General features: G+C 61.7%; 21 protein-coding genes, 1 tRNA gene and 2 pseudogenes. 12 read left to right on the top strand and 12 right to left on the bottom strand.

Going from position 1 to position 23,184, the window contains the following annotated elements:
* Window positions 1-17 precede the first annotated feature (17 nt).
* From L6D64_RS28395 to L6D64_RS02505, 3 genes and pseudogenes are all read right to left on the bottom strand, one after another.
* A pseudogene (locus tag L6D64_RS28395) lies at window positions 18-554 on the bottom strand (methyl-accepting chemotaxis protein); the annotation flags it as partial.
* Between the two features lie 321 nt (window positions 555-875).
* Window positions 876-1,865 (bottom strand): annotated as a pseudogene (locus L6D64_RS28390) (PDC sensor domain-containing protein); the annotation flags it as partial.
* Window positions 1,866-2,150: 285 nt separating this feature from the next.
* Window positions 2,151-3,503: an APC family permease gene (locus L6D64_RS02505; RefSeq protein WP_176507815.1), complete on the bottom strand. Its 1,353-nt coding sequence runs from the start codon at window positions 3,501-3,503 to the stop codon at window positions 2,151-2,153.
* A gap of 466 nt (window positions 3,504-3,969) precedes the next feature.
* On the opposite strand from L6D64_RS02505, the gene L6D64_RS02500 reads away from it, so the two are divergent.
* Together L6D64_RS02500 and nadA are read left to right on the top strand one after the other, a co-directional pair.
* Window positions 3,970-5,478: a YdgA family protein gene (locus L6D64_RS02500; protein ID WP_176507816.1), complete on the top strand. Its 1,509-nt coding sequence runs from the start codon at window positions 3,970-3,972 to the stop codon at window positions 5,476-5,478.
* Window positions 5,479-5,773: 295 nt separating this feature from the next.
* Window positions 5,774-6,832, top strand: a complete 1,059-nt coding sequence (nadA, locus tag L6D64_RS02495) for a quinolinate synthase NadA (protein WP_054883380.1) — start codon at window positions 5,774-5,776, stop codon at window positions 6,830-6,832.
* Window positions 6,833-6,922: 90 nt separating this feature from the next.
* Here the strand turns inward: nadA and L6D64_RS02490 are convergent, their stop codons facing one another.
* A complete protein-coding gene (locus L6D64_RS02490) occupies window positions 6,923-8,359 on the bottom strand; it encodes a M48 family metalloprotease (protein ID WP_176507817.1) in 1,437 nt (478 codons plus the stop codon).
* A gap of 117 nt (window positions 8,360-8,476) precedes the next feature.
* Between L6D64_RS02490 and L6D64_RS02485 the strand changes: the two genes are divergently transcribed.
* Both L6D64_RS02485 and L6D64_RS02480 read left to right on the top strand, forming a co-directional pair.
* Window positions 8,477-8,716, top strand: a complete 240-nt coding sequence (locus L6D64_RS02485) for a sulfurtransferase TusA family protein (protein ID WP_176507818.1) — start codon at window positions 8,477-8,479, stop codon at window positions 8,714-8,716.
* 19 nt (window positions 8,717-8,735) lie between these two features.
* Window positions 8,736-9,806, top strand: coding sequence for an AI-2E family transporter (locus L6D64_RS02480; protein ID WP_176507819.1), 1,071 nt, complete (start codon window positions 8,736-8,738; stop codon window positions 9,804-9,806).
* A 31-nt stretch (window positions 9,807-9,837) separates the two neighbouring features.
* Here the strand turns inward: L6D64_RS02480 and L6D64_RS02475 are convergent, their stop codons facing one another.
* Both L6D64_RS02475 and L6D64_RS02470 read right to left on the bottom strand, forming a co-directional pair.
* Window positions 9,838-10,311, bottom strand: a complete 474-nt coding sequence (locus L6D64_RS02475; RefSeq protein WP_176507820.1) for a peroxiredoxin — start codon at window positions 10,309-10,311, stop codon at window positions 9,838-9,840.
* Between the two features lie 11 nt (window positions 10,312-10,322).
* A complete protein-coding gene (locus L6D64_RS02470; RefSeq protein ID WP_013973793.1) occupies window positions 10,323-10,883 on the bottom strand; it encodes a glycine cleavage system transcriptional repressor in 561 nt (186 codons plus the stop codon).
* Between the two features lie 260 nt (window positions 10,884-11,143).
* Here L6D64_RS02470 and dapA point away from each other — a divergent pair, with 260 nt between their 5' ends.
* From dapA to L6D64_RS02445, 5 genes are all read left to right on the top strand, one after another.
* Window positions 11,144-12,031, top strand: coding sequence for a 4-hydroxy-tetrahydrodipicolinate synthase (gene dapA, locus L6D64_RS02465; RefSeq protein ID WP_176507821.1), 888 nt, complete (start codon window positions 11,144-11,146; stop codon window positions 12,029-12,031).
* Window positions 12,032-12,046: 15 nt separating this feature from the next.
* Window positions 12,047-13,165 carry an outer membrane protein assembly factor BamC gene (gene bamC / locus L6D64_RS02460; RefSeq protein ID WP_176507822.1) on the top strand — a complete coding sequence of 373 codons (1,119 nt, stop codon included), beginning with the start codon at window positions 12,047-12,049 and terminating at the stop codon, window positions 13,163-13,165.
* On the top strand, window positions 13,166-13,924 hold the full coding sequence (locus tag L6D64_RS02455) for an MBL fold metallo-hydrolase (RefSeq protein WP_176507823.1): 759 nt from the start codon (window positions 13,166-13,168) through the stop codon (window positions 13,922-13,924). It begins immediately after the preceding gene.
* Between the two features lie 29 nt (window positions 13,925-13,953).
* Window positions 13,954-14,664, top strand: a complete 711-nt coding sequence (gene purC / locus L6D64_RS02450; RefSeq protein WP_011535129.1) for a phosphoribosylaminoimidazolesuccinocarboxamide synthase — start codon at window positions 13,954-13,956, stop codon at window positions 14,662-14,664.
* Between the two features lie 91 nt (window positions 14,665-14,755).
* Window positions 14,756-14,845: transfer RNA gene (locus L6D64_RS02445), tRNA-Ser, on the top strand.
* Window positions 14,846-14,916: 71 nt separating this feature from the next.
* On the opposite strand, the gene L6D64_RS02440 is transcribed toward L6D64_RS02445, so the two are convergent.
* A complete protein-coding gene (locus tag L6D64_RS02440) occupies window positions 14,917-16,668 on the bottom strand; it encodes a hypothetical protein (protein WP_176507824.1) in 1,752 nt (583 codons plus the stop codon).
* A gap of 521 nt (window positions 16,669-17,189) precedes the next feature.
* Between L6D64_RS02440 and L6D64_RS02435 the strand changes: the two genes are divergently transcribed.
* Both L6D64_RS02435 and mqo read left to right on the top strand, forming a co-directional pair.
* Window positions 17,190-17,381, top strand: coding sequence for a DUF4223 family protein (locus L6D64_RS02435; RefSeq protein WP_008097338.1), 192 nt, complete (start codon window positions 17,190-17,192; stop codon window positions 17,379-17,381).
* Window positions 17,382-17,719: 338 nt separating this feature from the next.
* Window positions 17,720-19,357: a malate dehydrogenase (quinone) gene (gene mqo, locus L6D64_RS02430; protein WP_176507825.1), complete on the top strand. Its 1,638-nt coding sequence runs from the start codon at window positions 17,720-17,722 to the stop codon at window positions 19,355-19,357.
* A 52-nt stretch (window positions 19,358-19,409) separates the two neighbouring features.
* Here mqo and L6D64_RS02425 read toward each other — a convergent pair whose 3' ends face one another.
* From L6D64_RS02425 to L6D64_RS02405, 5 genes are read right to left on the bottom strand one after another with little or no spacing between them, the layout of a single operon-like run.
* Window positions 19,410-19,853: a hypothetical protein gene (locus tag L6D64_RS02425; RefSeq protein ID WP_176507826.1), complete on the bottom strand. Its 444-nt coding sequence runs from the start codon at window positions 19,851-19,853 to the stop codon at window positions 19,410-19,412.
* A gap of 26 nt (window positions 19,854-19,879) precedes the next feature.
* A complete protein-coding gene (locus L6D64_RS02420; protein WP_027918627.1) occupies window positions 19,880-20,200 on the bottom strand; it encodes an AzlD domain-containing protein in 321 nt (106 codons plus the stop codon).
* A complete protein-coding gene (locus L6D64_RS02415) occupies window positions 20,179-20,880 on the bottom strand; it encodes an AzlC family ABC transporter permease (protein ID WP_219824753.1) in 702 nt (233 codons plus the stop codon). Before L6D64_RS02415 ends, L6D64_RS02420 begins: the two co-directional genes overlap by 22 nt.
* Window positions 20,877-21,359 carry a GNAT family N-acetyltransferase gene (locus L6D64_RS02410; protein WP_176507827.1) on the bottom strand — a complete coding sequence of 161 codons (483 nt, stop codon included), beginning with the start codon at window positions 21,357-21,359 and terminating at the stop codon, window positions 20,877-20,879. Before L6D64_RS02410 ends, L6D64_RS02415 begins: the two co-directional genes overlap by 4 nt.
* On the bottom strand, window positions 21,343-22,089 hold the full coding sequence (locus L6D64_RS02405; protein WP_176507828.1) for a 2OG-Fe dioxygenase family protein: 747 nt from the start codon (window positions 22,087-22,089) through the stop codon (window positions 21,343-21,345). The genes L6D64_RS02410 and L6D64_RS02405 overlap by 17 nt, the downstream gene beginning before the upstream one ends.
* Window positions 22,090-22,292: 203 nt before the next feature.
* Between L6D64_RS02405 and L6D64_RS02400 the strand changes: the two genes are divergently transcribed.
* A complete protein-coding gene (locus L6D64_RS02400; RefSeq protein WP_054883366.1) occupies window positions 22,293-23,162 on the top strand; it encodes a LysR family transcriptional regulator in 870 nt (289 codons plus the stop codon).
* Window positions 23,163-23,184 lie beyond the last annotated feature (22 nt).

The raw sequence follows: 23,184 nt of genomic DNA, 5'->3' as shown, positions 1-23,184 counted from the left end.
GAAGAGGCCCTTACAGGCTAGACGCGAAACTGTTCCATCAATGCCTGCTGTTGATTCGCCAGTCGATTGAGCGCCTGGCTGATGCGTGCCGATTCATCCGCCTGGCCCGAGAGCGATTCGGTCACGTCACGAATCCCGGCCACATTGCGGTTCACTTCCTCGGCCACCGCGCTCTGCTCCTCGGCCGCCGAGGCAATCTGCAGGTTCATGTCGCTGATCACCGCCACGGCCTCGCCGATGCGCTCCAGTGCGGGCAGCGCCTGCTCCATGCGCGTGGCGCTGGCCTGAGCCTGGCGCTGGCCTTCATGCATGGCGCCCACCACGTCCTGGGTGCCTTGCTGTAGCCCTTCGATCACTTGGCGAATCTCTTCCACCGACACCTGGGTGCGCTGGGCCAGGCTGCGCACTTCATCGGCGACCACGGCAAAGCCACGCCCGGCCTCGCCTGCGCGAGCGGCTTCGATGGCGGCATTGAGGGCCAGCAGGTTGGTCTGCTCGGCAATGGCGCGGATCACCTCAAGCACCGAGCCGATCTGCTCGCTGCGCTGCTCCAGCGCTCGGGCCTCGCCCATGGCGGCGTCCATGCCGGTGGTCAGCTGGTCGATGGTCTGGCGGGTGCTGGCGATCAACTGCAAGCCTTCACGGCTGGCCTGATCGGCGCCGCGTGCAGCCTGGGCGGCCTGGGCCGCGTTGTGGGCGACATCCTGGGCGGTGGCGCTCATTTCGTTGGCGGCGGTGGCGACCTGTTCGATTTCCCGCTGCTGTTGCTGCATGCCATTGCTGGTCTGGCTGGCGATGGCGGCGGATTGGTCGGCGGTGCCGCGGGCTTCGAGCAGCGAGCCTTTGACCTGGGCGATCACCGGCTGCAGCTTGTCGAGGAAGCGGTTGAACCAGCCTGTCAGCTGGCCCAGTTCGTCCTGACGGCCGTAGTCCAGGCGACGGGTCAGGTCGCCTTCACCACTGGCGATGTCTTTCAGCCGGGCGGCCACGGCGAGGATCGGCCGGGTCACGCCCCGCGCCGTCAGCCAGACCAGCAGCAGGCCGAGGATGGCGGCGCCCAGGCCGATCAGCAGGCTGGTCAGGTTGGCGCTCTGGTTATGGGCGTCCAGGCGCTGGTTGAGGGCCAGGGCCGGCGCTTGCAGCACGGCTTCAGGCAGTTCCAGTTGCACCTGCCACGGGGTGGCGTCGGGGATCGGCGCGAATGGCCGGGTGACGCGCAGCAGGCCCTGGTCCACTTCTTTGTCCAGCGGCTGGCCCAGCTTGCTGGCGTCACGGCTATGCCCGGCGAGCAGGCCGGCAGCGCTGACGATGCTGACCTGGCCCTGGCCATCGAACAGCTCCTGGCGGCCATCCAGGCTCAGTTGCTGGAGCTTGTCCAGGCCGATGTCCAGGCCGACCACGCCCGCCACCTTGCCGTTTTCCAGCAGCGGCAGGGCGATGCTGGTCATCAGCACCTGGTGGCCGTTGACCTCGTCGAGGTAGGGTTCAAGCACGCAGGCCCGGGTGGTTTCCTGCGGGCAGGTCAGCCAGCGGTTCTTGGCCAGGCCATTGGTGCCGGGGCTGTTGTCGCCCAGCATGGACTCGGGCATCGCTTCCAGTTCCAGGGTGCCAGGGCGGGGTTGCGACCAGTACAGCGAGAAACGTCCGCTTTCGTTGCTGCCGCTGGCCTCCTGGCCGATGAACTGGTGATCCTGATGGTCCAGCGCGTTGGGCTGGAACACCAGGTACAGGCCGATCACGTCCGGGTTGCCGGCCAGGCTGGCGTGGGCCTGGCGGGTCAGCTCGGTGCGCAGGTCGCTGCCACCGCGGGCCTTGAGCACCTGGACCAGGCGAGCGAAGCCGTTAGCGTACTGGTAGGCGTCCATGAAGTAGCGCTGAATGCGCAGCGCCTGGGTTTCGGCGTGGGCCTGCAGGCGCAGGCGCGCACTGTGTTCGAGCATTTCGGTGTTGGCCTGGTTGACCAGCGCTGCGCTGCGCCGCGACTGGGTCAGTGAGCTGGCGACCAGCAAGGCGACGATGACCAGCAGGCAGAGGCCGGCGAGCAGGGTGATTTTCCACTGGATGGACAGGCGACGCAGCAGCATGAGGACTTTCCTTATCGGGCAACAACAACGCCCGCGTTCAGGCGCGGGCGTTGTCGGTGGCTGGAGTCAATCAGCGACGTAGTTCGGTGGCGAGACCCGGAAGGCCTTGGTCAGCCAGGCCAGGTGCAGCAGCCCGGCGAGTGCCCAGAGGCCGCCGAAGATCAACGAATGCTCGTTGAGGTCGAGCCAGAGCTTGGCGATGATGCAGAAGCCGATGGTTGGCAGCACCAGGTACTTCATCTTGTTGGCCAGCCCCTGGCGATTGCCCTCGCGCAGGTAGCAGTGGCTGATCACCGACAGGTTGACGAAGCTGAACGCGACCAGGGCGCCGAAGTTGATGATCGAGGTGGCGGTGACCAGGTCGAAGAAGATGGCCGAGAGGGCGATCACGCCGACCACGGCGATGTTCACGATCGGCGTCTTGTAGCGCGGGTGCAGGCGGGCGAACACGCCGCTCGGGATCACATTGTCGCGGCCCATCACATACAGCAGGCGCGATACGCTGGTCTGCGAAGCCAGGCCCGAGGCGATGGTGTTGATCACCGTGCAGGCGATGAAAACCGACTGGAACAGTTTGCCACCGACATACAAGGCGATTTCCGGCAATGCTGCTTCCGGGTCGTGGAAGCGTGCGTTGGTCGGGAAGTAGGCCTGCATGAAGTACGACACGGCGATGAACACCACGCCACCGATCAGGGCGGTGAGGAAGATCGCGCGCGGGATGATCTTGCCTGGCTCCTTGGTTTCTTCGGACAGGCAGGTCACTGCGTCGAAGCCCAGGAACGAGAAGCACAGGATGGTTGCACCGGCAGCCAGGGCGCTGAGTTGCGTCTGCGAGTCGGCGAACGGGATCAGGCTCCAGGTGCTCCCCAGCCCCTCGCCCTGACCCAGGCCGCGAATGCACAGGTAGATGAACACCGACATGATCATCAGCTGCACCACCACGAACAACAGGTTGAAGTGCGCGACCAGATTGATACTGCGCATGTTGATCAGGCTGATCAGGGTGACGAAGCCGGCCACCCACATCCACGCCGGCACTTCAGGGAACATCGCCGACAGGTAGAGCTTGGCCAGCAGGGCGTTGACCATGGGCAGCAACAGGTAGTCCAGCAGCGAAGACCAGCCGACCAGGAAGCCCACGTGCGGGTTGATGGCGCGCTGGGTGTAGGTATAGGCGGAGCCGGACTGCGGGAACCGGCGTACCAGTGTGCCGTAGCTCACAGCGGTGAACAGAACGCCGGCCAGGGCCAGCAGATAGGCACTGGGAACGTGGCCGTTGGTAACGCCGGACACGATGCCGAACGTGTCGAACACGGTCATCGGCGTGAGGTACGCCAGACCGATGATGACCGCGTGCCAGAGGCGCAGGGATTTACGGAATTGGCCGTTGCCGGTGGCGTTGTGGTCATGCTGCATGCTGGTGTGGCTCCATGTTGTTCACCTTTTTGTTTGGAGCAGAGATAGGCGCGGGCTAGGCGCCGACGTCAGGCTTGCAGTGCCTTGGCGAGGAGGTTGAAGCGTGCGGGCAGGGGCATCCGAGCATCATGACGGCGCGACTTTTTCTTCTTCGTGGATCGGGCGCTGAGCGAGGTGGTGAAAATAAAAAACGATTGGTAGGGAGGCGTCAAGTTAAACATGACAAGATGTTGCGAAATTGAAATATTTATTAGGTAAACACCCTGAATGTTCGATTTTTGCGCGTTTTTTTGCGGTTTCGAGCGAGTCGAATGTTCGTAAAAATTAACGATTGTCGGACGTTTCCCAAATTCATCCTTTCTGCTCCGGGGCCGTCACTCGTCTGGCGCGGCGATGATATCCTTTTGCACCCCTCGCAGCCGATTGGCTGCGAATCTGCCCATATGGACATCGATCGGTTCTATTCATGAAGAAATCAGTAGGCATTCTTTCCGGCCTGGCCATCGCCATCGCCGTCGTGACCACCGCTGGCGCCTGGTACACCGGCAAGCAACTGCCGGGGGAGCTGGAAAACGCTGTCAGCCGCAGCAACGAACAGCTCAAGAAAGCCCTGGTCAACTATGGCGGCAGCATGACGGTTGAGCTGGTATCCCTCGATCAGCATTTGTTCGGCAGCACGGCGCAGTATCGGCTCAAGGCCAAGGACATCAACCTCGGCCATGGCGAAGTGCTCAACTTCGACCTGGGCATGACCGACCAGATCGAACACGGCCCGTTCCCGTGGTCGCGGGTCAAGGCGCTGCAACTGATGCCCGTGCTGGCCGCCAGCAACAGCAGCTTGCAGAAGGATGACCTGACTGCGCCGTGGTTCGCTGCGGCAGGCGAGCAATCGCCGATCCGCGCGCATACCAGCCTGGGCTTTTCTGGCAACGTCGACAGCACCCTCACCGTGGCACCGCTCAAGCACACCGAGGCCAATGGCAGCAGCCTGGACTTCTCCGGCATGACCCTGGAGGTCAGCGGTGATCAGGAAGGCAAGGCGTCGAAGTTCCACGGCAGCGCGGATCGCTTCGAGATGAAGCTGGTCGGCGACGACCAGCCACCAACCACCCTCGAACTGTCGGGCCTGAAGGTTGGCGGCAACCTTACGGCCAGCAAGCACGACGCCGTATACGTCGGCGATGTCGACATGCTCTTGGCGCAGGCCAAGGCGACCTTGGGTGACAAGCAGCAGGTGCTGGTGCTCAAGGGGCTCCAACAGACTGTCCAGCAGACCCTGGATGGCCCCGACACCGTGGCCGGTCGTGTGGATTATCGGGTGGCTGATATCACCTGGGATGGCCGTGCGGTCGGCAATGTGCAGATGGGCGTGAGCATCAAGTCGCTCAATGCGCCGGCCTTGCAGTCATTGTCGAAGTGGTACCAGGCCCACCTGCCGGAATTCGAAGCGGCCCAGGCTGCCGGTCAACCGGTGCCGGAAATCCAGATGGATGAGGCGGAGAAAGCCCGGTTCCACGGTGATCTGCAACAGTTGCTGGCCTCCAAGCCCAAGCTGGCGATCGAGAACCTGGCGTTGCGCACGGCCAATGGCGAGAGCCGCTTCGAACTGTCGATGGACTTTTCCAGCCCGGCTTCGTTCGACCTGCCGCCGGACCAGCTGAGCAAGCAACTGATCACCGAGGTGAAGAGCAAGCTGACCTTGTCCAAGCCGATGATCGGCGACCTGGCGACCTTGCAGGCGCTGCTGGACGGGCAGACCGATGCACAGGCGATTGCCATGCAGTCCGGCCAGGCCGGGGAGATGGTCGGCATGATGGCGCTGCAGAGCGGCCTGGCCACCGTGCAGGGCAACGATGTGGTGTCGAGCCTGCACTATGCCGATGGCATGGTCGATTTCAACGGCAAGAAGATGACCGTCGAAGCGTTCGCCATGTTGCTGGCGGCGCATTTTGCCGCCATGCAACCGCAGGGTTGAGGGGTTGACCTGAACCGGCCTCTTCGCGGCTGAAGCCCCGCCTACAGGTAATGTGCAGGTCTCAGGCCTGAGGTGATCCTGTGGGAGTGGCCTTGGCCGCGAACAGGCCGGTTCAGGCGCCACAAAAACCACTTTAGAATTCCCTGGATTGTCTGTAGCCTTCGGCGTCCGATAACAATCCGCGCCCGCAGAGGGCCGTGGCGGCGCCCATGCCGTCCGGCACCCTTGGCCGATCTGCCAGGGCCGGGTGATACACTCGATTTGACGCGCACGCGCGCCTGCAGGTCCAGCGATCATGACCCAGATTTCCGAACGCCTGTTGGTTCAGGCCCACCTTGACGCCAAGCAGCCCAACCCGCTGACCGCCGGGCAGGAGGCCGAATACCGTGCGGCCATCGCTGCCGAGCTGAAAGCCCAGAACGCCGTGCTGGTAGCCCACTATTACTGCGACCCGGTCATCCAGGCGCTGGCTGAAGAGACGGGCGGTTGCGTGTCCGACTCGTTGGAAATGGCCCGCTTCGGCAAGAATCACCCTGCCGAGACGGTGATCGTCGCGGGTGTGCGCTTCATGGGCGAAACCGCCAAGATCCTCACCCCGGAAAAACGCGTGTTGATGCCGACCCTGGAGGCCACCTGTTCGCTCGACCTGGGCTGCCCGGTCGAAGAGTTCTCGGCCTTCTGCGACCAGCACCCCGAGCGTACCGTGGTGGTTTATGCGAATACCTCTGCTGCGGTGAAGGCGCGGGCAGACTGGGTGGTGACCTCCAGTTGCGCGCTGGAGATCGTCGAAAGCCTGATGGATAACGGTGAGACCATTATCTGGGGCCCGGACCAGCACCTGGGCCGTTACATCCAGAAGCAGACCGGTGCCGACATGCTGCTGTGGGACGGTGCCTGCATCGTTCACGAAGAGTTCAAGTCGCGCCAGCTGGCCGACATGAAGGCGCTGTACCCGGATGCCGCCATCCTGGTTCACCCGGAGTCGCCGGAAGCCGTCATCGAGCTTGCCGACGCGGTAGGCTCGACCAGCCAGCTGATCAAGGCCGCGCAAACCCTGCCGAACAAGACCTTTATCGTCGCCACTGACCGCGGCATCTTCTACAAGATGCAGCAGCTGTGCCCTGACAAGGAATTCGTCGAAGCGCCCACGGCCGGCAACGGCGCGGCCTGCCGCAGCTGCGCGCATTGCCCGTGGATGGCGATGAATACCCTGGAGCGGGTGCTGGATTGCCTGCGTCACGGGAGCAACGAGATCTTCGTTGACCCGGCGCTGGTGCCGAAGGCAATCAAGCCGCTGAACCGCATGCTCGACTTTACCCAGGCGGCTCGCCTGAAGCTCTCCGGTAACGCCTGACGCCGAACCGCGTCGCCTTCTTCGCGGGTAAACCCGCTCCTGCAGGGGAATGCGACCCCTGTGGGAGCGGGCATGCCCGCGAAGAGGCCATCAGCGCCCCATCATTTCCTGAACCATGCGCTTCTGTTCCATGATTTCGCGCTGGCGCTGGTCGATCTGCGAAGCCAGCGGGAAGTTGCTGCCCGCCCGGCGCTTGGCGTAGTCCAGCTGCTGTACCGCCTGGTCGAAATCCCCCACTAGCGTGAAGTATTCGGCGCGCGCCCGATGCAGCCCGATGGTATTGCCCGACAGCCCGCGCACCTCGGCCATGTCGTACCAGACGTCCGGGTCATCCGGTCGGCTCTTGAGCAGGTCTTCCAGCACCTTCTCGGCCTCGGCGGGCTTGTTCTGCTTGACCAGCAGATCGGCACGTACCTGTTTCAGCGGGTAGTTGGCCGGGTATAGCCCCTGCATGCGCTCGGCACGTTGCTGTGCGTCGGCCAGGCGGTTGTTGGTGATATCCAGGTCGATCTGCGCCAGGTTGTAGGTAATGTCGTTAGGCGCTTTGGCCAGCAATGGCTTGAGGTTTTCTCGCGCTTCGTTGAGCTGGCCACCCTTGATCTGCGCCAGGGCCAGGCCATAGCGGGCGGCATCGAGTTTTGGATCTTCGTCGAGCTGGGCGCGGAAGCGCTTGGCTGCCAGGCCTGGGGTGCCTTCGTAAGTGAGTGCCACGCGGGCGCGGATCAGCTGGTAGCGTTGGCTGTCCTCGACGCCGCCTTTGGGCGCCTGTTCGGCGCGGTTGCGGGTGTCGGCGATACGCGATTCGGTTACCGGGTGAGTCAACAGGAATTCTGGCGGCTTGGCATCGTAGCGGTACTGGCGCGCCAGGCGCTCGAACATGGTGGGCATGTTGCGCGGGTCGTAGCCGGCCCTTTCCAGGTTCTGGATGCCCACGCGGTCGGCTTCCTGCTCGTTCTGCCGCGAGAAGCGCCGTTGTTCCTGAAGAGCCGCCGCCTGGGTACCGGCGATCATGCCGATGCCGGCATCACCGGCGCCGCCCGCCGCCAGCACGATGCCAGCCAGCATGGCCGCCATCATCGGCAGTTGCATGCGCTGCTGGGCCTCGACGCCGCGGGCGAAGTGGCGTTGCGACAAGTGCGCGAGTTCGTGCGCCAGCACCGAGGCATATTCGCCTTCGGTCTGGGCATTGAGGAACAAGCCGCCGTTGACGCCGACGATGCCGCCCGGCGCGGCAAAGGCGTTGAGTTCGCGGCTGTCGATGAGGATGAATTCCAGGCGCCGGTCCTGCAGCTGGCTGGTTTCGGCCAGGCGGTAGACGGTGGTTTCGACGTAGTCCTTGAGCTGTGGGTCGTTGAGCTGGTTGACCTGGCCGCGCAGCAGGCTCAGCCAGGCGCGGCCAAGGTCGTGCTCCTGCTTGGGTGAAACGATGGCGGAACTGGCGTCGCCCAGTGACGGCAGGTCGTCGGCGTGGCCGGGAAGGGCCATGAGGCAGGCCAGCGCCAGCAGGGTAGGGCGCAGTAGATTCATGCAGAAGCTCGCGTCGATGAAAAGCCTTACTGTAGCCGGGTCGCGCGGAGCCGACCAGTGGCGGTATGCTACCGAGCTTTACCCAAGACTTTCTGCCTCGCCCTGGAGACGCACCCGATGAGTGACCCCCTGACCTGCGACGCCGAACTCGACGCCAGCGGGCTGAACTGCCCGCTGCCGCTGCTCAAGGCGAAGATGGAACTCAATCGCCTGGCCAGCGGTGCGGTCCTCAAAGTCGTCGCCACCGATGCAGGTTCGCAGCGCGACTTCCGCACTTTCGCCCAGCTTGCCGGTCATACCCTGCTGCAAGAAACGGCCGAGGCCGGTACCTATACCTACTGGCTCCGCAAGGCCTGAGCCAACCGAAGGATCGTCAATGTTCAAAGTGCTTCGCGACTGGATAGAGCGCTACTTTTCCGATGAGGAAGCGGTGGTGCTGGCGGTCCTGCTGTTCCTCGCCTTCACCGCAGTGCTCACCCTCGGCGGCATGCTGGCGCCTGTGCTGGCCGGTATGGTCCTGGCGTTCCTGATGCAGGGCCTGGTCAATGCCCTGGAGCGCATGCGGGTGCCGACCCGGTTCGCGGTGATGCTGGTGTTCGCCCTGTTCATGGGGGCGCTGGCGGTGTTCATGCTGGTGCTGGTGCCGCTGCTCTGGCATCAACTGATCACGTTGTTCAACGAATTGCCGGGGATGCTCGGCAAATGGCAGTCGCTGCTGCTACTGCTGCCAGAGCGTTATCCGCACCTGGTGTCGGACGAGCAGGTGTTGCATGCGATCGAGTCGGTGCGCGGCGAAATCGGCAAGTTCGGCCAATGGGCGCTGACCTTCTCGCTGTCGAGCCTGCCGCTGCTGGTCAACGCGATGATCTACCTGGTGCTGGTGCCGATCCTGGTGTTCTTCTTCCTCAAGGACCGCGAGCTGATCGGGCGCTGGGTCAGTGGTTACCTGCCACGTCAGCGCACCCTGCTGAACCGCGTGGGTAGCGAGATGAACCGGCAGATCGCCAATTACATTCGCGGCAAGGGCATCGAAATCCTGATCTGCGGGATCGCCACCTATATTGCCTTCATCAGCCTGGGGCTCAATTACGCCGCGTTGCTGGCGCTGCTGGTGGGGTTGTCGGTGGTGGTGCCCTATGTGGGCGCGGTGGTCGTGACCGTGCCAGTGACGCTCATCGCGCTGTTCCAGTGGGGCTGGGGCGACCAGTTCATTTTCCTGATGACGGTGTACGCGATCATCCAGGCGCTGGATGGCAACGTGCTGGTGCCGCTGCTGTTCTCCGAGGCGGTGAGCCTGCACCCGGTGGCGATCATCTGCGCGGTGCTGCTGTTTGGCGGGCTGTGGGGCTTCTGGGGAATCTTCTTTGCGATCCCGCTGGCGACCTTGATCAAGGCCGTGCTGGATGCCTGGCCGCGGCAGGAACCGAGCGTCTCGCCGATGCTCTGAGGTCATTGGGGCTGCTTTGCAGCCCCGATTCTCAGGCTTTATTCAAGGCCTGGGCCGCTGCCAGCACGGCATCCACATGCCCCGGTACTTTCACGCCACGCCATTCCTGACGCAGTACGCCATCCTTGTCGATCAGGAACGTGCTGCGATCGACGCCCAGGTATTCCTTGCCATACAGCTTCTTCAGCTTGATCACGTCGAACAGTTGGCACATGGCCTCGTCCTTGTCGCTGATCAGCTCGAACGGGAAGCCTTGCTTGGCCTTGAAGTTTTCATGCGACTTGATGCCATCGCGCGACACGCCGAACACGACGGTGTTGGCGGCGGCAAAGGCATCATGCTGGTCGCGGAAACCCTGGCCTTCGGTGGTGCAGCCCGGGGTGCTGTCCTTTGGATAGAAGTACACCACGACCTGCCGGCCCTTGAGCTCGGCAAGGCTGACGGTCTGGCCACTGGTGGCCTGGGCCTGGAAGTCGGCGACGGGTTGGTCGAGAGCTACTGCCATGGTCGGTTTCCTTACATGGGGTTCTGTGGACGCCATGGCTCGATCAGCGCATCGAGGTTCAGGGCATCGGCGAAGTCCAGGAACTGGTCACGCAGCCAGCTGATCTGCGTGCCAGCCGGCAGGATCACGGTGAACTGGGCGTTGAGCATGCTGCTGCCGGTCTGCGGCGCCAGGTAGGTGTCGCAGGTCATGGCTTCGAGCTCGACGCGGTGGTCGAGGAAGAACTGGCACAGCTCGTTGATGATGTCCGGGCGATAGGCGGCGCTGACGTAGGCCACGTAGGGCAGGGCCTGTGGGCGCACTTCCTGATCGGCGCTGCGCACCACGTCGAGGGTCAGGCCGTGCTTCTTGCCCAGGCCCGGTAGCATGGCTTCGAGGCGTGCCAGGGCATCCCAGCTGCCACCTACCTGCAGCACCAGGGCGCTGGTCTCGCCGTGGCGGCTCAGGCGCGATGTGACCACCGCGCAGCGGTTTTCGAAGGCGGCGCGGCTGAGGACGTTGGCCAGCTCCATGGGGTTGGGGCCCAAGGCGCTGATGACAAGGAATTGTTCGCGGACGGTGGGGGTGGACATGCAGCATTCCTAAAGCGATGAGCGGTCGGTGCAGGACGAGCGAAAGCCTCCTGTCGGCAGGGCCCGGGGCTCGCATGCGAGGACGTGGACGCTGGCCGGGGAGCAGGGTCGACGGCCCGGCGGGCCGCGCTGCACCGATCAAAGGATCAAGGGTAGCGAAATAAGCCGCCGAGGGGAATGCTCCACCCGCCTGCTTCGCTTGTGCAAGGCCGATGCCCCCAGTACCATTACCGCTCTCTTTTTCCGGCAGGAGCAGTTACATGATTGCGGGCAGTATGGTGGCATTGGTCACACCCATGGATGCACAAGGGCGTGTGGACTGGGGCAGCCTCGACAAACTTGTAGACTTCCACCTGGAAAACGGCACCCACGCGATCGTCGCTGTCGGCACCACCGGTGAGTCGGCCACGCTGGATGTCGAAGAACACATCCTGGTCATCAAGCACGTGGTCGAGCGTGTCAAGCGCAGCCAAAAGCCGATCCCGGTCATCGCCGGCACCGGTGCCAACTCCACTGCCGAAGCCGTGCACCTGACCCAGAACGCCAAGAATGCCGGCGCCGATGCCTGCCTGCTGGTTGTGCCGTACTACAACAAGCCGACCCAGGAAGGCCTGTACCAGCACTTCAAGCACATTGCCGAAGCCGTCGACATTGCGCAGATCCTCTATAACGTGCCGGGTCGCACCTCCTGCGACATGCAGGCCGAGACCGTGATCCGCCTGTCGAAGGTCAAGAACATCATCGGCATCAAGGAAGCCACTGGCGACCTGGCCCGTGCCAAGGCCATCCTCGAGGGTGTCGACAAGGACTTCATCGTCCTGTCCGGCGATGACCCGACCGCCGTCGAGCTGATCCTGATGGGCGGCAAGGGCAATATTTCCGTCACTGCCAACGTCGCCCCGCGCGAAATGGCCGACCTGTGCGAGGCCGCCCTTGAGGGCAATGCCGAGAAGGCCCGCGCAATCAACGAAAAACTCATGCCGCTGCACAAAGACCTGTTCTGCGAAGCCAACCCGATCCCTGTGAAGTGGGCGCTGGTGGAAATGGGCCTGATGCAAAAGGGCATTCGCCTGCCGCTCACCTGGCTGAGCGAAGGTTGCCACGAAAAAGTCCGTACTGCCTTGCGCCAGTCCGGCGTACTGGTTTAAGAGGAAGTACACCGCATGAAGCGACTGGCTGGTCTTTCCGCGCTCGCCCTGATCATTTCCAGCACCAGTGGGTGTGGCTGGCTGTGGGGCGAGGATGGCTATTTCCGCGACCGCGGCAGCGATTACCTGCAGGCGCACCCGACCGCGCCGATGCAGTTGCCGCCAGACGCCGGCAACGTCAAGCGCCTTGATCCGTTGCTGCCGATCCCGCGCAACGTCGCCGACGATCATGCCACTGGCGAGTTCGAAGTGCCGCGCCCGCAACCACTCACCGCTGGCGCCGAAGCCAGCGACTACACCCTGCAACGCAGCGGCAGCAGCCGCTGGGTGCTGGCCCAGCATTCGCCGGCCGAAGTATGGCCGGTGGCGCACCAGTTCTTCGAGGACAATGGCTTCCGCATCGCTGAAGAGCGCCCGCAGACCGGTGAGTTCAGCACCACCTGGCAGCGTTTCGACGAACTGTCGGCATCGCTCGGTCAGCGTCTGTCGAGCACTGCCAGCAGTGGCGACAGTGAAGTGCGCGTGCGTGTGCGCATCGAGCCCGGCGTGCAGCGCAACACCTCCGAGGTGTACATCGTCAGCGTCGAGCGCCCGGCCGGCAGCACTGCCGACACTGCGTTCCCGTCCACTTCGGCCAACACCGGCGCTGACGCGCTGCTGGTCGACGAAATGCTTGCCAGCATGAGCCGCAGCGCCGAGAAGGGCGGTTCGGTATCGCTGCTGGCTGCGCGTGATTTCGACGCGCCTAGCCGTGTCACCCTGAGCGAAGACGGCAGCGGCAACCCGGTGCTGTTCCTGGGCTCGGACCTGGACCGTGCCTGGTCCGGCGTAGGCCGGGCCCTGGAGCAGGGTGGCCAGTGGCGTGTCGAGGACATCAACCGCAGCCTGGGCCTGTACTACATCAACCTGTCGGAAAAGCCTGATGACAAGCAGAACGAGCCTGGCTTCTTCAGCCGTGTGTTCGGCAGTGCTCCGACCAAGGAAGAGCGTGAAGCCCGCGCCGAGCGTTATCAGGTACGCCTGAGCAAGGTAGGCGAGAGCGTGCAGGTCACCGTCGAGAAGAACATCAATACCGTGGCCCCGGCCGACGTCGCCCGCCGCGTGCTGAGCGCCATTCAGGACCACCTGGGCTAAGTGCGCTTCGCGGTACTCGGAAGCGGCAGCCAGGGAAATGGCACGCTGATCGCCAGTGGTGACACGTTCATCCTGGTCGATTGCGGCTTTTCCCTGCGTGAAACCGAGCGGCGCCTGGCGCTGCTCGGGGTGTCGGCGGCGCAACTGAGCGCTGTGCTGGTCACCCATGAACATGCCGACCACGTGCATGGGGTGGGGTTGCTGTCGCGGCGCTACAATGTACCGGTCTACCTCAGCCAAGGCACATTGCGCGGCATGCGCAAGCCGGTTGAGGTGGCCGGTTTTCTCGCGTGTGGCCAGCAGCTGCAGATCGGTGAGCTGGAAGTGAGCCCGGCGCGGGTCGAGCACGACGCCTACGAACCGTTGCAGTACGTGTTCAGCGACGGTCGCCGGCGTTTCGGCATGCTCACCGACCTGGGGTCGTACGATGCGCTGCTGCTCGAGCGCTACCGGGGCCTGGACGCACTGCTGATCGAAGCCAACCACTGCCGCGAGCTGCTCGCGCGCGGTCACTACCCGGCCTTCCTGAAGCAGCGGGTAGGTGGCATGCAAGGACATTTGAACAATCACCAGGCCGCGCGCCTGGTGCAGGAGTTGGGCTGGAACACCTTGCAGCACCTGGTGCTGGCCCACCTCAGCAGCAAGAACAACCTGCCACACTTGGCCCGTCAGTGCTTCGTCGACACCCTTGGGTGCGACCCGGACTGGCTCCAGGTGGCGAATCAGGAACACGGGCTCGACTGGCGCGAAATCGCCTAGCCCAACACCTCAGCAAGCGGAGCCCAATCATGGAAAAACGCGACGAACTCTACCGCGGCAAGGCCAAATCGGTTTACAAGACCGACGACGCCGACCGCTTGATCCTGCTGTTCCGTAACGACACTTCGGCGTTCGATGGCAAGCGCATCGAGCAGCTCGACCGCAAGGGCATGGTGAACAACAAGTTCAATGCCTTCATCATGCAGAAGCTCGAAGAAGCCGGCGTGCCGACCCAGTTCGACAAACTGCTGGGCGACAACGAGTGCCTGGTGAAGAAGCTGGACATGATCCCGGTCGAGTGCGTGGTGCGCAACTACGCCGCCGGCAGCCTGGTCAAGCGCCTGGGTGTGGAGGAGGGCATCAAGCTGGAGCCGTCTACCTTCGAACTGTTCCTGAAGAACGACGAGAAGGGTGATCCGTTCATCAACGAATCCCACGTTGTCGCTTTCGGCTGGGGCACCGCCGAGCAGCTGGTCGAGATGAAGAAGCTGTCGCTGAAAGTCAACGAAGTGCTGAGCAAGCTGTTCGATGACGCCGGCCTGCTGCTGGTCGATTTCAAGCTGGAATTCGGTGTATTCCACGGCCAGATCGTCCTGGGCGACGAGTTCAGCCCGGACGGCTGCCGCCTGTGGGACAAGGAAACCCGCAAGAAGATGGACAAGGACCGCTTCCGTCAGGGGCTGGGCGACGTGATCGAGGCCTACGAAGAAGTTGCCAAGCGCCTGGGCGTGCCGCTGTAAGCCGCACGTTCACGCAAGCGTCTGATACCACGCGATTTTTTTGGAAAAAAGATTTGCGTTTCAAGAAAACGCTGGTATGATGCGCGGCATTGGAGAGATGCCGGAGTGGTCGAACGGGACGGATTCGAAATCCGTTGTACTGGCAACAGTACCTAGGGTTCAAATCCCTATCTCTCCGCCATACAAGATGAAGCCCCGCAGATTAACGTCTGCGGGGCTTTTTCGTTTCTGGCGTTCTTGCCTACGTTCAGCTCACCAAGGCGTTGGCTCCAGCGCGCCAACCCCTGTTGGGGTAGTGCTGCCCTCGCCATTACGCAGGAACGGCAGGTGCCAGAAGTCGTTGGGCACGATCTCGTCCCCTGGCTTGACGTTCTCCGGGAAGATGAACTCGAACACGGGCGCCACGTACTGCCCGGCAGTCAGGCCGTTGGCGACGGTCAGTCGGCTGGCGTTCTGCAAGCAGCTATCGACACCCGGTTGCGCAAGGGTGTTGCTGGGGACGCACAGTGAGCGAGCGACCACCCGCAGGGTACGGGTTGGCTGGCTGAGCAGGCCGGTCGGCGCCTTGGACGCACGCAACCGTGCGCGTTGTGGTTGTGGGCCTACGTTTTGCGTGGTGATCCCGCCTGAGGCGCCGGCACAGGTGGGCGCCAGAACGGCGGCAGGGTCGCACTCCCCGGTCATTTCAAACGGCGTGATCCAGCGGTTGCGCTGTACGCCGGTGGTTGGGTCGACATCAATCAGGTAGATGTCCACCGGGGTCTTGACGTCGGTGGTCTCGGCTTCGAGGAAGATGCGGTCCTGGGTTTCCTGGGCTGCACCGTTGACTGCTACCGCAGCCGGGTCTGCAGTGCCGACGCCGAATTCGCCAATGGCCAGATAGCTGGGCTGAGAGCCCGGTTGGGTATAGATACCGAGGTTGGCCTCGATGGTGTGGGCGGAAATGAAGTCCGGCACACCGGCCGTGGTCGATTTGAACAGCGTGCCGGAGTAGGTGATGAAGTCGCCGACTTCAAAGGGTACTTGTTGCGTCGGGTCCGGGTCGGTTGCGGTCCGGGTCGGGTCACTGAAGCGCTTCATGACGAACTGGCTGCAATACAGCTGGCCAGCCTTCGGTGGTGTCAATTCACCGGATGCAGGCAACGCTACGCCAGCCTGGGCAAAGTTGCGGCAGTTGTTGGTCGTGGTTGGCGTGACCACTTTCGGCCGGTTTTTCTGAGGACACAGCGGGTCATCACCGGTACGCGGCACGCACATCGGGTAACCCGTGGCCGAGTGAATGGTCGGGTTGGCGTCATCCACCGAAAAGCGCGCATCGGGGCTCTGGGCTCGACCGAAACGCCCGTTGGGGTCATTGATCTGCAAGAGGGTCGGTTGCGGCGAGTTGCTACTCGTCACTTCTATGTTCCCGGTGGTCTGGTCAATTCTGCTGATATAACCACTGCCCACCTGGGCCGATTGCTGGGAGACAAAGATCAGCCCGGCAATTTGTTTGCCGGCGACGGTATTACCGACAACATGCACTTCAAACGATGGGTAGGTGGCCGGTAGTTGTTTAAGGCCCAATGGGCCGCCGTGGACGAAGTCCGCCCAGGTGAGTGTATTGGCGGGCATCTGGATGACCGAATTGCAGGGCACGGTAATGGTTGTGCCATTGACCACCACCGTACCGCCCAATCGGTCCGGGCTACTGGTATTCGGGCAGTTGCTGTTGCTGCTGTCGACGGTCATGTCCTGAATGAAACCGGTGATATCGAAGCCGTGGATGGCCAGCGGGTCGGCAAAGACCGGGTCAGGAAGGGTGGGCGTCGTGAACGGTGATGTCGTGCCCTTGACCGGTTTGTCGGTCCCGCCCTTGGCCCAGGCATCACCGGGCGAGGCAACAGTCAATGCCAGTGCGGCGACTATTGCACCTGCCAGCAGTGCCGGTTGAGCGAACAGCGTGTTGAGCCGCGCTTGAGCGAGGGCTGCGGCCGAAGTCTTGAGTCCTGCAGATATGCTCATAATGGTCTCCGAAATGCTTCCAGCCACGTTGCAAGCATTCGATCTACCGTCAGAGGGCTCGTGTTGCACGAGTGCCTGTGCAATAACTACGGAGCGATACGGATATCGAATAAACGGCTCGACCAGGGTACTGCCCATCGGTCTCGAGCGGCGATGAACTGGCCGGTTCCGGACATGTTCGCCAGAGAGTTCCTTGAGCCATATCGGTCAAAGCACGTGTTGTGCCAGTGCCGGTTTGCAACAGCGAACCCCGAAAAAACTATTACTAATTGTAAAAATTTTATTGGCATTGCGCTGGAGTGTGATAGGGACTGCCCACGTTTGGGTGGGATGTCGCCGTTATTGGGGAAATGGCGTTTTCTATTTGGGGTAAAACGGATTGACTGTCGATAGAAGTGATTTGCCCGGACATGGCCCCTGTTGTCGATGGCTAATTGCGACTTGGATCCAATGCCTGGGTTCTGTATCATCCCGCCGCCATCAGAAAGATGGTCGAAGATGAAGCATTTAAAGGACTTAGTATGAAAAAGCTGTTCAAGGCCACTGTCGCCGTTGCTGTCGTATCCGGCGTTGCCCTGCTGTCGGGCTGCACTGGCCAAGTCTACAACCAGCAGAAAAACTGCTCGTACGACTACCTGTTCCACCCTTCGGTTTCCATCTCCAAGGTCATCGGTGGCTGCGGCCCTATCGATAAACTGCCTCAGCCGCAGTAAGCCTGGCGATTCCCAGATCTCGCCCCTGGTGGCCTGATCCGACGCCCCCGGTCATGTAGATGGCCGGGGGTTTTTGTTGCCCGAAAGCTTTTGCGGTGGGCGAAATGCACTGAGACAACCCGTCGCGTTGACCCCCCAGCGGCAATTTGTTTGTGCTGGCATTTCGGTTACAATCGGCGAAACGATTCAGCCTGGTCGGTCAATTCGACAAAAGCCTGAGTCGTTTTCTGGTTCTCTGGCTGCTGAACAATCATTAACAACAAGCCTGCGCTGAAGAACAAGGAACACTTTGGGCCAGCCACAGGTCCACCCTCCGTTCTACTGACTGGAATTGATCAATGTTCAAGAAAGCTGGCAAGACCTTGCTGGGTCTGGCTGTCGCTGCGAGCTTCATGCAAGCGCACGCCGCAGAAACCAAGAAAGTCGATGTGCTGCTGGTCGGCGGCGGCATCATGAGCTCCACCCTGGCCGTGTGGCTGCACGAGCTGGAGCCGAGCTGGTCGATGGAAATGGTCGAGCGCCTGGACGGCGTCGCCGAAGAAAGCTCCAACGGCTGGAACAACGCCGGTACTGGCCACTCCGCGCTGGCCGAGCTGAACTACACCCCGGAAGACAAAGACGGCAACGTCAACATCGCCAAGGCCATCGAAATCAACGAAGCCTTCCAGATCTCGCGCCAGTTCTGGTCGTGGCAGGTTCGCCAGGGCGTGCTGAAGAACCCGCACTCGTTCATCAACACCACCCCGCACATGAGCTTCGTCTGGGGTGATGACAACATCAAGTTCCTCAAGAAGCGTTACGACGCGCTGCAGGCCAGCCCGCTGTTCCGCCCGATGCAGTATTCCGAGGACCACGCGCAGATCGCCAAGTGGGTCCCGCTGATGATGGAAGGCCGTGACCCGAACCAGAAGCTGGCGGTCACCTGGACGCCAATCGGCACCGACGTCAACTTCGGCGAAATCACCCGCCAGTTCGTTGGCCACCTGCAGACCCAGAAAGGCTTCGACCTGAAGCTGTCCAGCGAAGTGCAGGACATCACCCGCAACGAAGACGGCTCCTGGCACGTCGAGTACAAGAACCTCAAGGACGGTACCGCATCGGCCACCGACGCCAAGTTCCTGTTCATCGGTGCTGGCGGCGGCGCACTGAAGCTGCTGCAGAAGTCGGGTATTCCAGAAGCCAAGGAGTACGCAGGCTTCCCGGTGGGCGGTTCGTTCCTGGTGACCGAGAACCCGACCGTGGCCATGCAGCACATGGCCAAGGCCTACGGCATTGCCTCGACCGGCGCGCCACCCATGTCGGTACCGCACCTGGACACCCGCGTGCTCGATGGCAAGCGCGTGATCCTGTTTGGCCCATTCGCCACCTTCTCGACCAAGTTCCTGAAGAACGGCTCGTACCTGGACCTGCTGAGCAGCACCACCACCCACAACGTGTGGCCGATGACCAAGGTCGGTATCGACCAGTACCCGTTGGTCGAGTACCTCGCTGGCCAGCTGATGCTGTCGGATGACGACCGTTTCGAAGCGCTGCGCACCTACTTCCCGAATGCCAGGAAGGAAGACTGGAAACTGTGGCAGGCCGGTCAGCGCGTGCAGATCATCAAGCGTGACGAAGAGAAGGGCGGCGTGCTGAAGCTGGGTACCGAAGTGGTGGCTTCCCAGGACCGCACCATTGCCGGCCTGCTGGGCGCCTCGCCAGGTGCTTCGACTGCTGCGCCAATCATGCTGAACGTGCTGGAAACCGTGTTCAAGGAAAAGGTCGCTACCCCAGAGTGGCAGGCCAAGATCAAGCAGATCGTGCCGAGCTACGGTACCAAGCTGAACGATTCGGCAGCGGCTACCCAGAAAGAGTGGAACTACACCGCTGAAGTGCTGCAACTGGAGAAGCCACCGGTGATCGACGAGAGCGTCGGCACCAGCGTTGCGCCGAGCCAACCGGTTGAAAGCAAGCCAGCAAACGACATGGCGCTCTGATCGGGCGGCGATGTGGGTTCGCGAAAGCCACGGGTGACCCCCGTGGCTTTTTTTATGGGCGTTTCGGCAGGTCGCTGTCGTCGACGAGGTCCTGCAGCACCTCGGTCAGGTTGAGGTCGATGGCCAAAGCCAGGAAACTCACATCACCTTCGTCACTGACGGGAAAGACCTTCGCCTCGGTGGCAGCCCTGAGTACCACCTGATCGCCGTGCATGACGTGTATTTGCGAGCCGTCGGCCAGCTCCAGATCCAAGCTTCCCGAGGTGGCGAAAAGCAGCAGGTCGGTGCAGGGGCTCAAGTGCGCGGCCGCATGCAGATGGCGATATTCCGCAATCCAGCCATCGCGCAGGAACGTCTTGCCCAAGGCGTAGGCCAGCGAGCATTCCAGCGACAGGTCAGCCATTTCCTCGATCACCTGGTCACGAGGAACCTTGGGCATCAGGCGGGAAAACTCACTCAGGTTGGTCAGCGTGACTTTCCGGCGTGCAAGGCTCATAACCGCTTCCTTTTCAGAACCGCACCTCACGCCAGCAGCGTGATTGCCACGTGCCCGGCGACACCGGCACACACGCTGTAGATCAGGCTACGTGACCAGTAGGCGACGATGACCACCGGGATCGCTGCCAGCAGGTCGGCATTCAGGCCCAGCAATGAGCCATCCTTGGCCACCAGCAGGGCGGGTACGGTGATGCTGGCGATGATTGCCACCGGCAAGTATTCAATGACGTCATTGAACAGCTTGGGAGATTTCTCCATCTTCAGCAGAAAAGGTGTCGCACGGGTGAGATAGGTGATGGCAGCCATCAGCATCACCGCTGCGATCAGGTAGTTCTTTTCAGGCATAACCCTGCTCCACAGCCTACGGCGGTTGCGATGAATACGTTCAAGGGCGACGGTGCGTACATGTTCAACAGGCAAGTGGTGACGATCACCACCAGGGCGATGAGCGCTTTGGTGAAGTTACTGCACAGCGATATCAGCACGAAGATCATCATTGCCGTCAGGGCATAGTCCAGCTTGAACTGGGAGAACCGGTTCAATGCATCCGAGGCCACCGCACCAAACACCGCGCCGGCGATCCAACTGGCATGGCAGTAGGTATTGAACTGCAACAGATAGCCCGGCGAGGTCGGCCTGCCGTTTTCCAGGCGTTGGCTATGAAAGGCAAAGGACTCATCGGTCAGGCCAAAAGCGTACAGCAGCTTCTGTGGCTTGCTGATCGGCAGTTGTGCGCTGCGTTTGGACATGTACATCGCCATCAGCATGTGCCGCGAATTGATCAGCAAGGTCGACAAGGCAATGGTGACCAGCGGCGCGCTGGTGGTCATCAGGGCCAGTGCGGCGAACTGCGCCGCCCCGGCATAGACGAACAGGCACATGGCGGCCGGCAGCCACAAGGGCAGGCCGGCATTGATGCACATGACACCGAACACGAAGCTGACGACGAAATAGCCGGTAATGATCGGCAGGGCGTCGACCAGGCTTTCTTTGCGCGTGGCGGATAGCAGCACCGACGAGGTCACAGGTCGACCTCGCAGGTGATTTCACCACGTGTCTGCAGGAAGCCTTGTTTCTGCCAGAAGCTCAGTGCCTGGGTGTTGTCATGCTCAACGAACAGGAACACCCGGCGAATGCCGTGCTGGCGGAAATCACTGAGAATCGAATTGGCCAATGAAGTGCCGATCCTGCTCTGGCGATAGTCCGGCTCCACGGCCATGTGATTGATGGTGCCTCGTGTGCCCATCAGTCCCCCCGCGACCGCGCCGACGATGGCCCCGGTCTGGTTCTCGGCCACGTAGCAATAGGTGTGCTCGGTGCCGAGCAAACCTTTGAGCAGCCCTTCGTCCTGCCAGTCGCAGAATGAGGTCTCTTCGAAGCGGCGGAAGAAGTCGACGATCTTGCGCGCATGGAAGGGCGTGGCTTTCTTGATGCTCAGGCCATTGATGTGTTCGGCCGGGAACAGTTTTGGCGCCGTGCCGATGCAATTAGTCGATAATGTCATGCTCGCTACCCGGTCGAGAGAAGGAAATGGCAATGATCTGCCGGTAGCCCATTTCGGAATTGCTCGGGTTGATGGCCGGCGTTACATAGTGCTGAAGTTCGCGGTCGAGGAAATAAGTGGTGTCGAGAATATTCAGGTAGGTGCCGGAATCGATAACATTGGACTGTTTATCGTAAATCTTGCTGGTAGCACCTTCGACATTATGACGGCCCCAGAAGTGCACGCCGCTGAACGGGTAACCGTCACAGTGAATACCTTCAGGGGTGATTTCGATCTGCGCCCCGGGTTTGATCTCGATACGGATCTGGTGCACCTGGCACTGCCAGTTGACGGTATGCAGTTCTTCCGGCAAGACGGCCTTGTACACGTCGAAATCCAGCCGAATCAGCGCCCGCAGGATCGGTGAGTTGAATACATCGGCGCCGATGTCATCGAAATGACGCGCCATGCCGCCGACGTAGGCGTTGTGGGCCTCGGATTGTTCGTAGGCGCGGTGGCTGAGTTGGTTCAGTTCGCCGGTGACCGGGTTGAAGTCGAAATCACTGTAACGGCGGTAGCGGGTGCCCTTGTCGGCCTGACCGTAATAACGGTCGACCCCCATGGTTTCCCAACTTTTGGAAAACTCGACGAACTCCTTGAAGCCGCCGGTCAAGGCATAATCGCTGCCCATGACATTGACCGTCTTGTTTTGTCGCAGGGCAGTTTCGATGTTTCTGTTCAGTGTCAGCATGGCCATCTCTTCTTATTCAAAAGCTGGCAAAAATCTAACAGTTGCTTTGCGCGGTGAAACTTCACATTTTTTTCAGGTGCCTCAACCGTTGCTTGCTACCCGGGCCGCGTGCACCATAAGCGGGCAGACAGTGCAAGGCCTTGTGCGTTATCCTCTTGGCCTTTGTTGCCGGACTGCGTCAACAAATCGGGGAGGGAGATTGAATGGACATCAAGGTGCTCAAGAACATCGTGAACGTGGCCCGAACGGGGTCGATCACCGATGCGGCCGAACAGGTTCACGTTACGGTCCAGGCCTTGGCCGCTCAGTTGAAAAAGCTCGAGGATCATTGCGGCTTCAAGTTGTTCGACCGCACCAACAAAGGGGTATCGCTGACCCAGGAGGGCGTGGGCATCCTGCCACACGTTCTGGAAATCGTCCGTTCTTCGGAGCGCATGCAACTGAAGATCAATCAGTTGCGCCAGAGCCGCAACCAGCGGCTGCCGCTACGCGTGGCCTTGAACAGCACCTTGTCCATGGAAATCAACCAACAGATCATGGGCGGGGTGGTCAGCAAGCTTGCAGGCTACAACCCGATCTTCAGTTGCTCGGAATCGCCCGACAACCTGACCAAGCTGGCCAAGGACGAAGCGGACATGGTGGTGGTGCTGGGCGACAGCGTGCCTGAGAACTACCATTCGCTGCCGCTCAAGGGGTTGCGTATCGAAGTCGTCGCCTCGTCATCCAGCAATGACCGTGCACCTGCCTGCGCGGTGATCAAGCCGTTGCCCGAGTGCCCTTATTCCTCGATCTTTTCGCGCTTCGCCGAGCGCCGGCCCGGCATGCTGGACGCCGCCACCGTGTTCCATTCCGGCAGCGAGATCGTCAGTGTTTCCATGATCAAGAGCTTTGGCGGCGTCGGCGTGCTGTCGCGTGCCGTTGCCGAAGCCAATGACCTGTTCATCTGGCCTGGCTTCTCTGATTTTCTCGATGTGTACCTGGTCATGAAAGAGCCGTGGATCATCGAAGAAGAGTTCCCGCTGTTCTGCGCGGCACCCACCCCCATACGCAGCTTTGATGCCATCAGCGCCTGACCTTGCCGGCGTGCCGGGGCGG

Source organism: Pseudomonas urethralis, assembly GCF_021602465.1.
Classification (GTDB): domain Bacteria; phylum Pseudomonadota; class Gammaproteobacteria; order Pseudomonadales; family Pseudomonadaceae; genus Aquipseudomonas; species Aquipseudomonas vlassakiae.
This window is presented reverse-complemented; position numbering and strand designations above follow the sequence as displayed.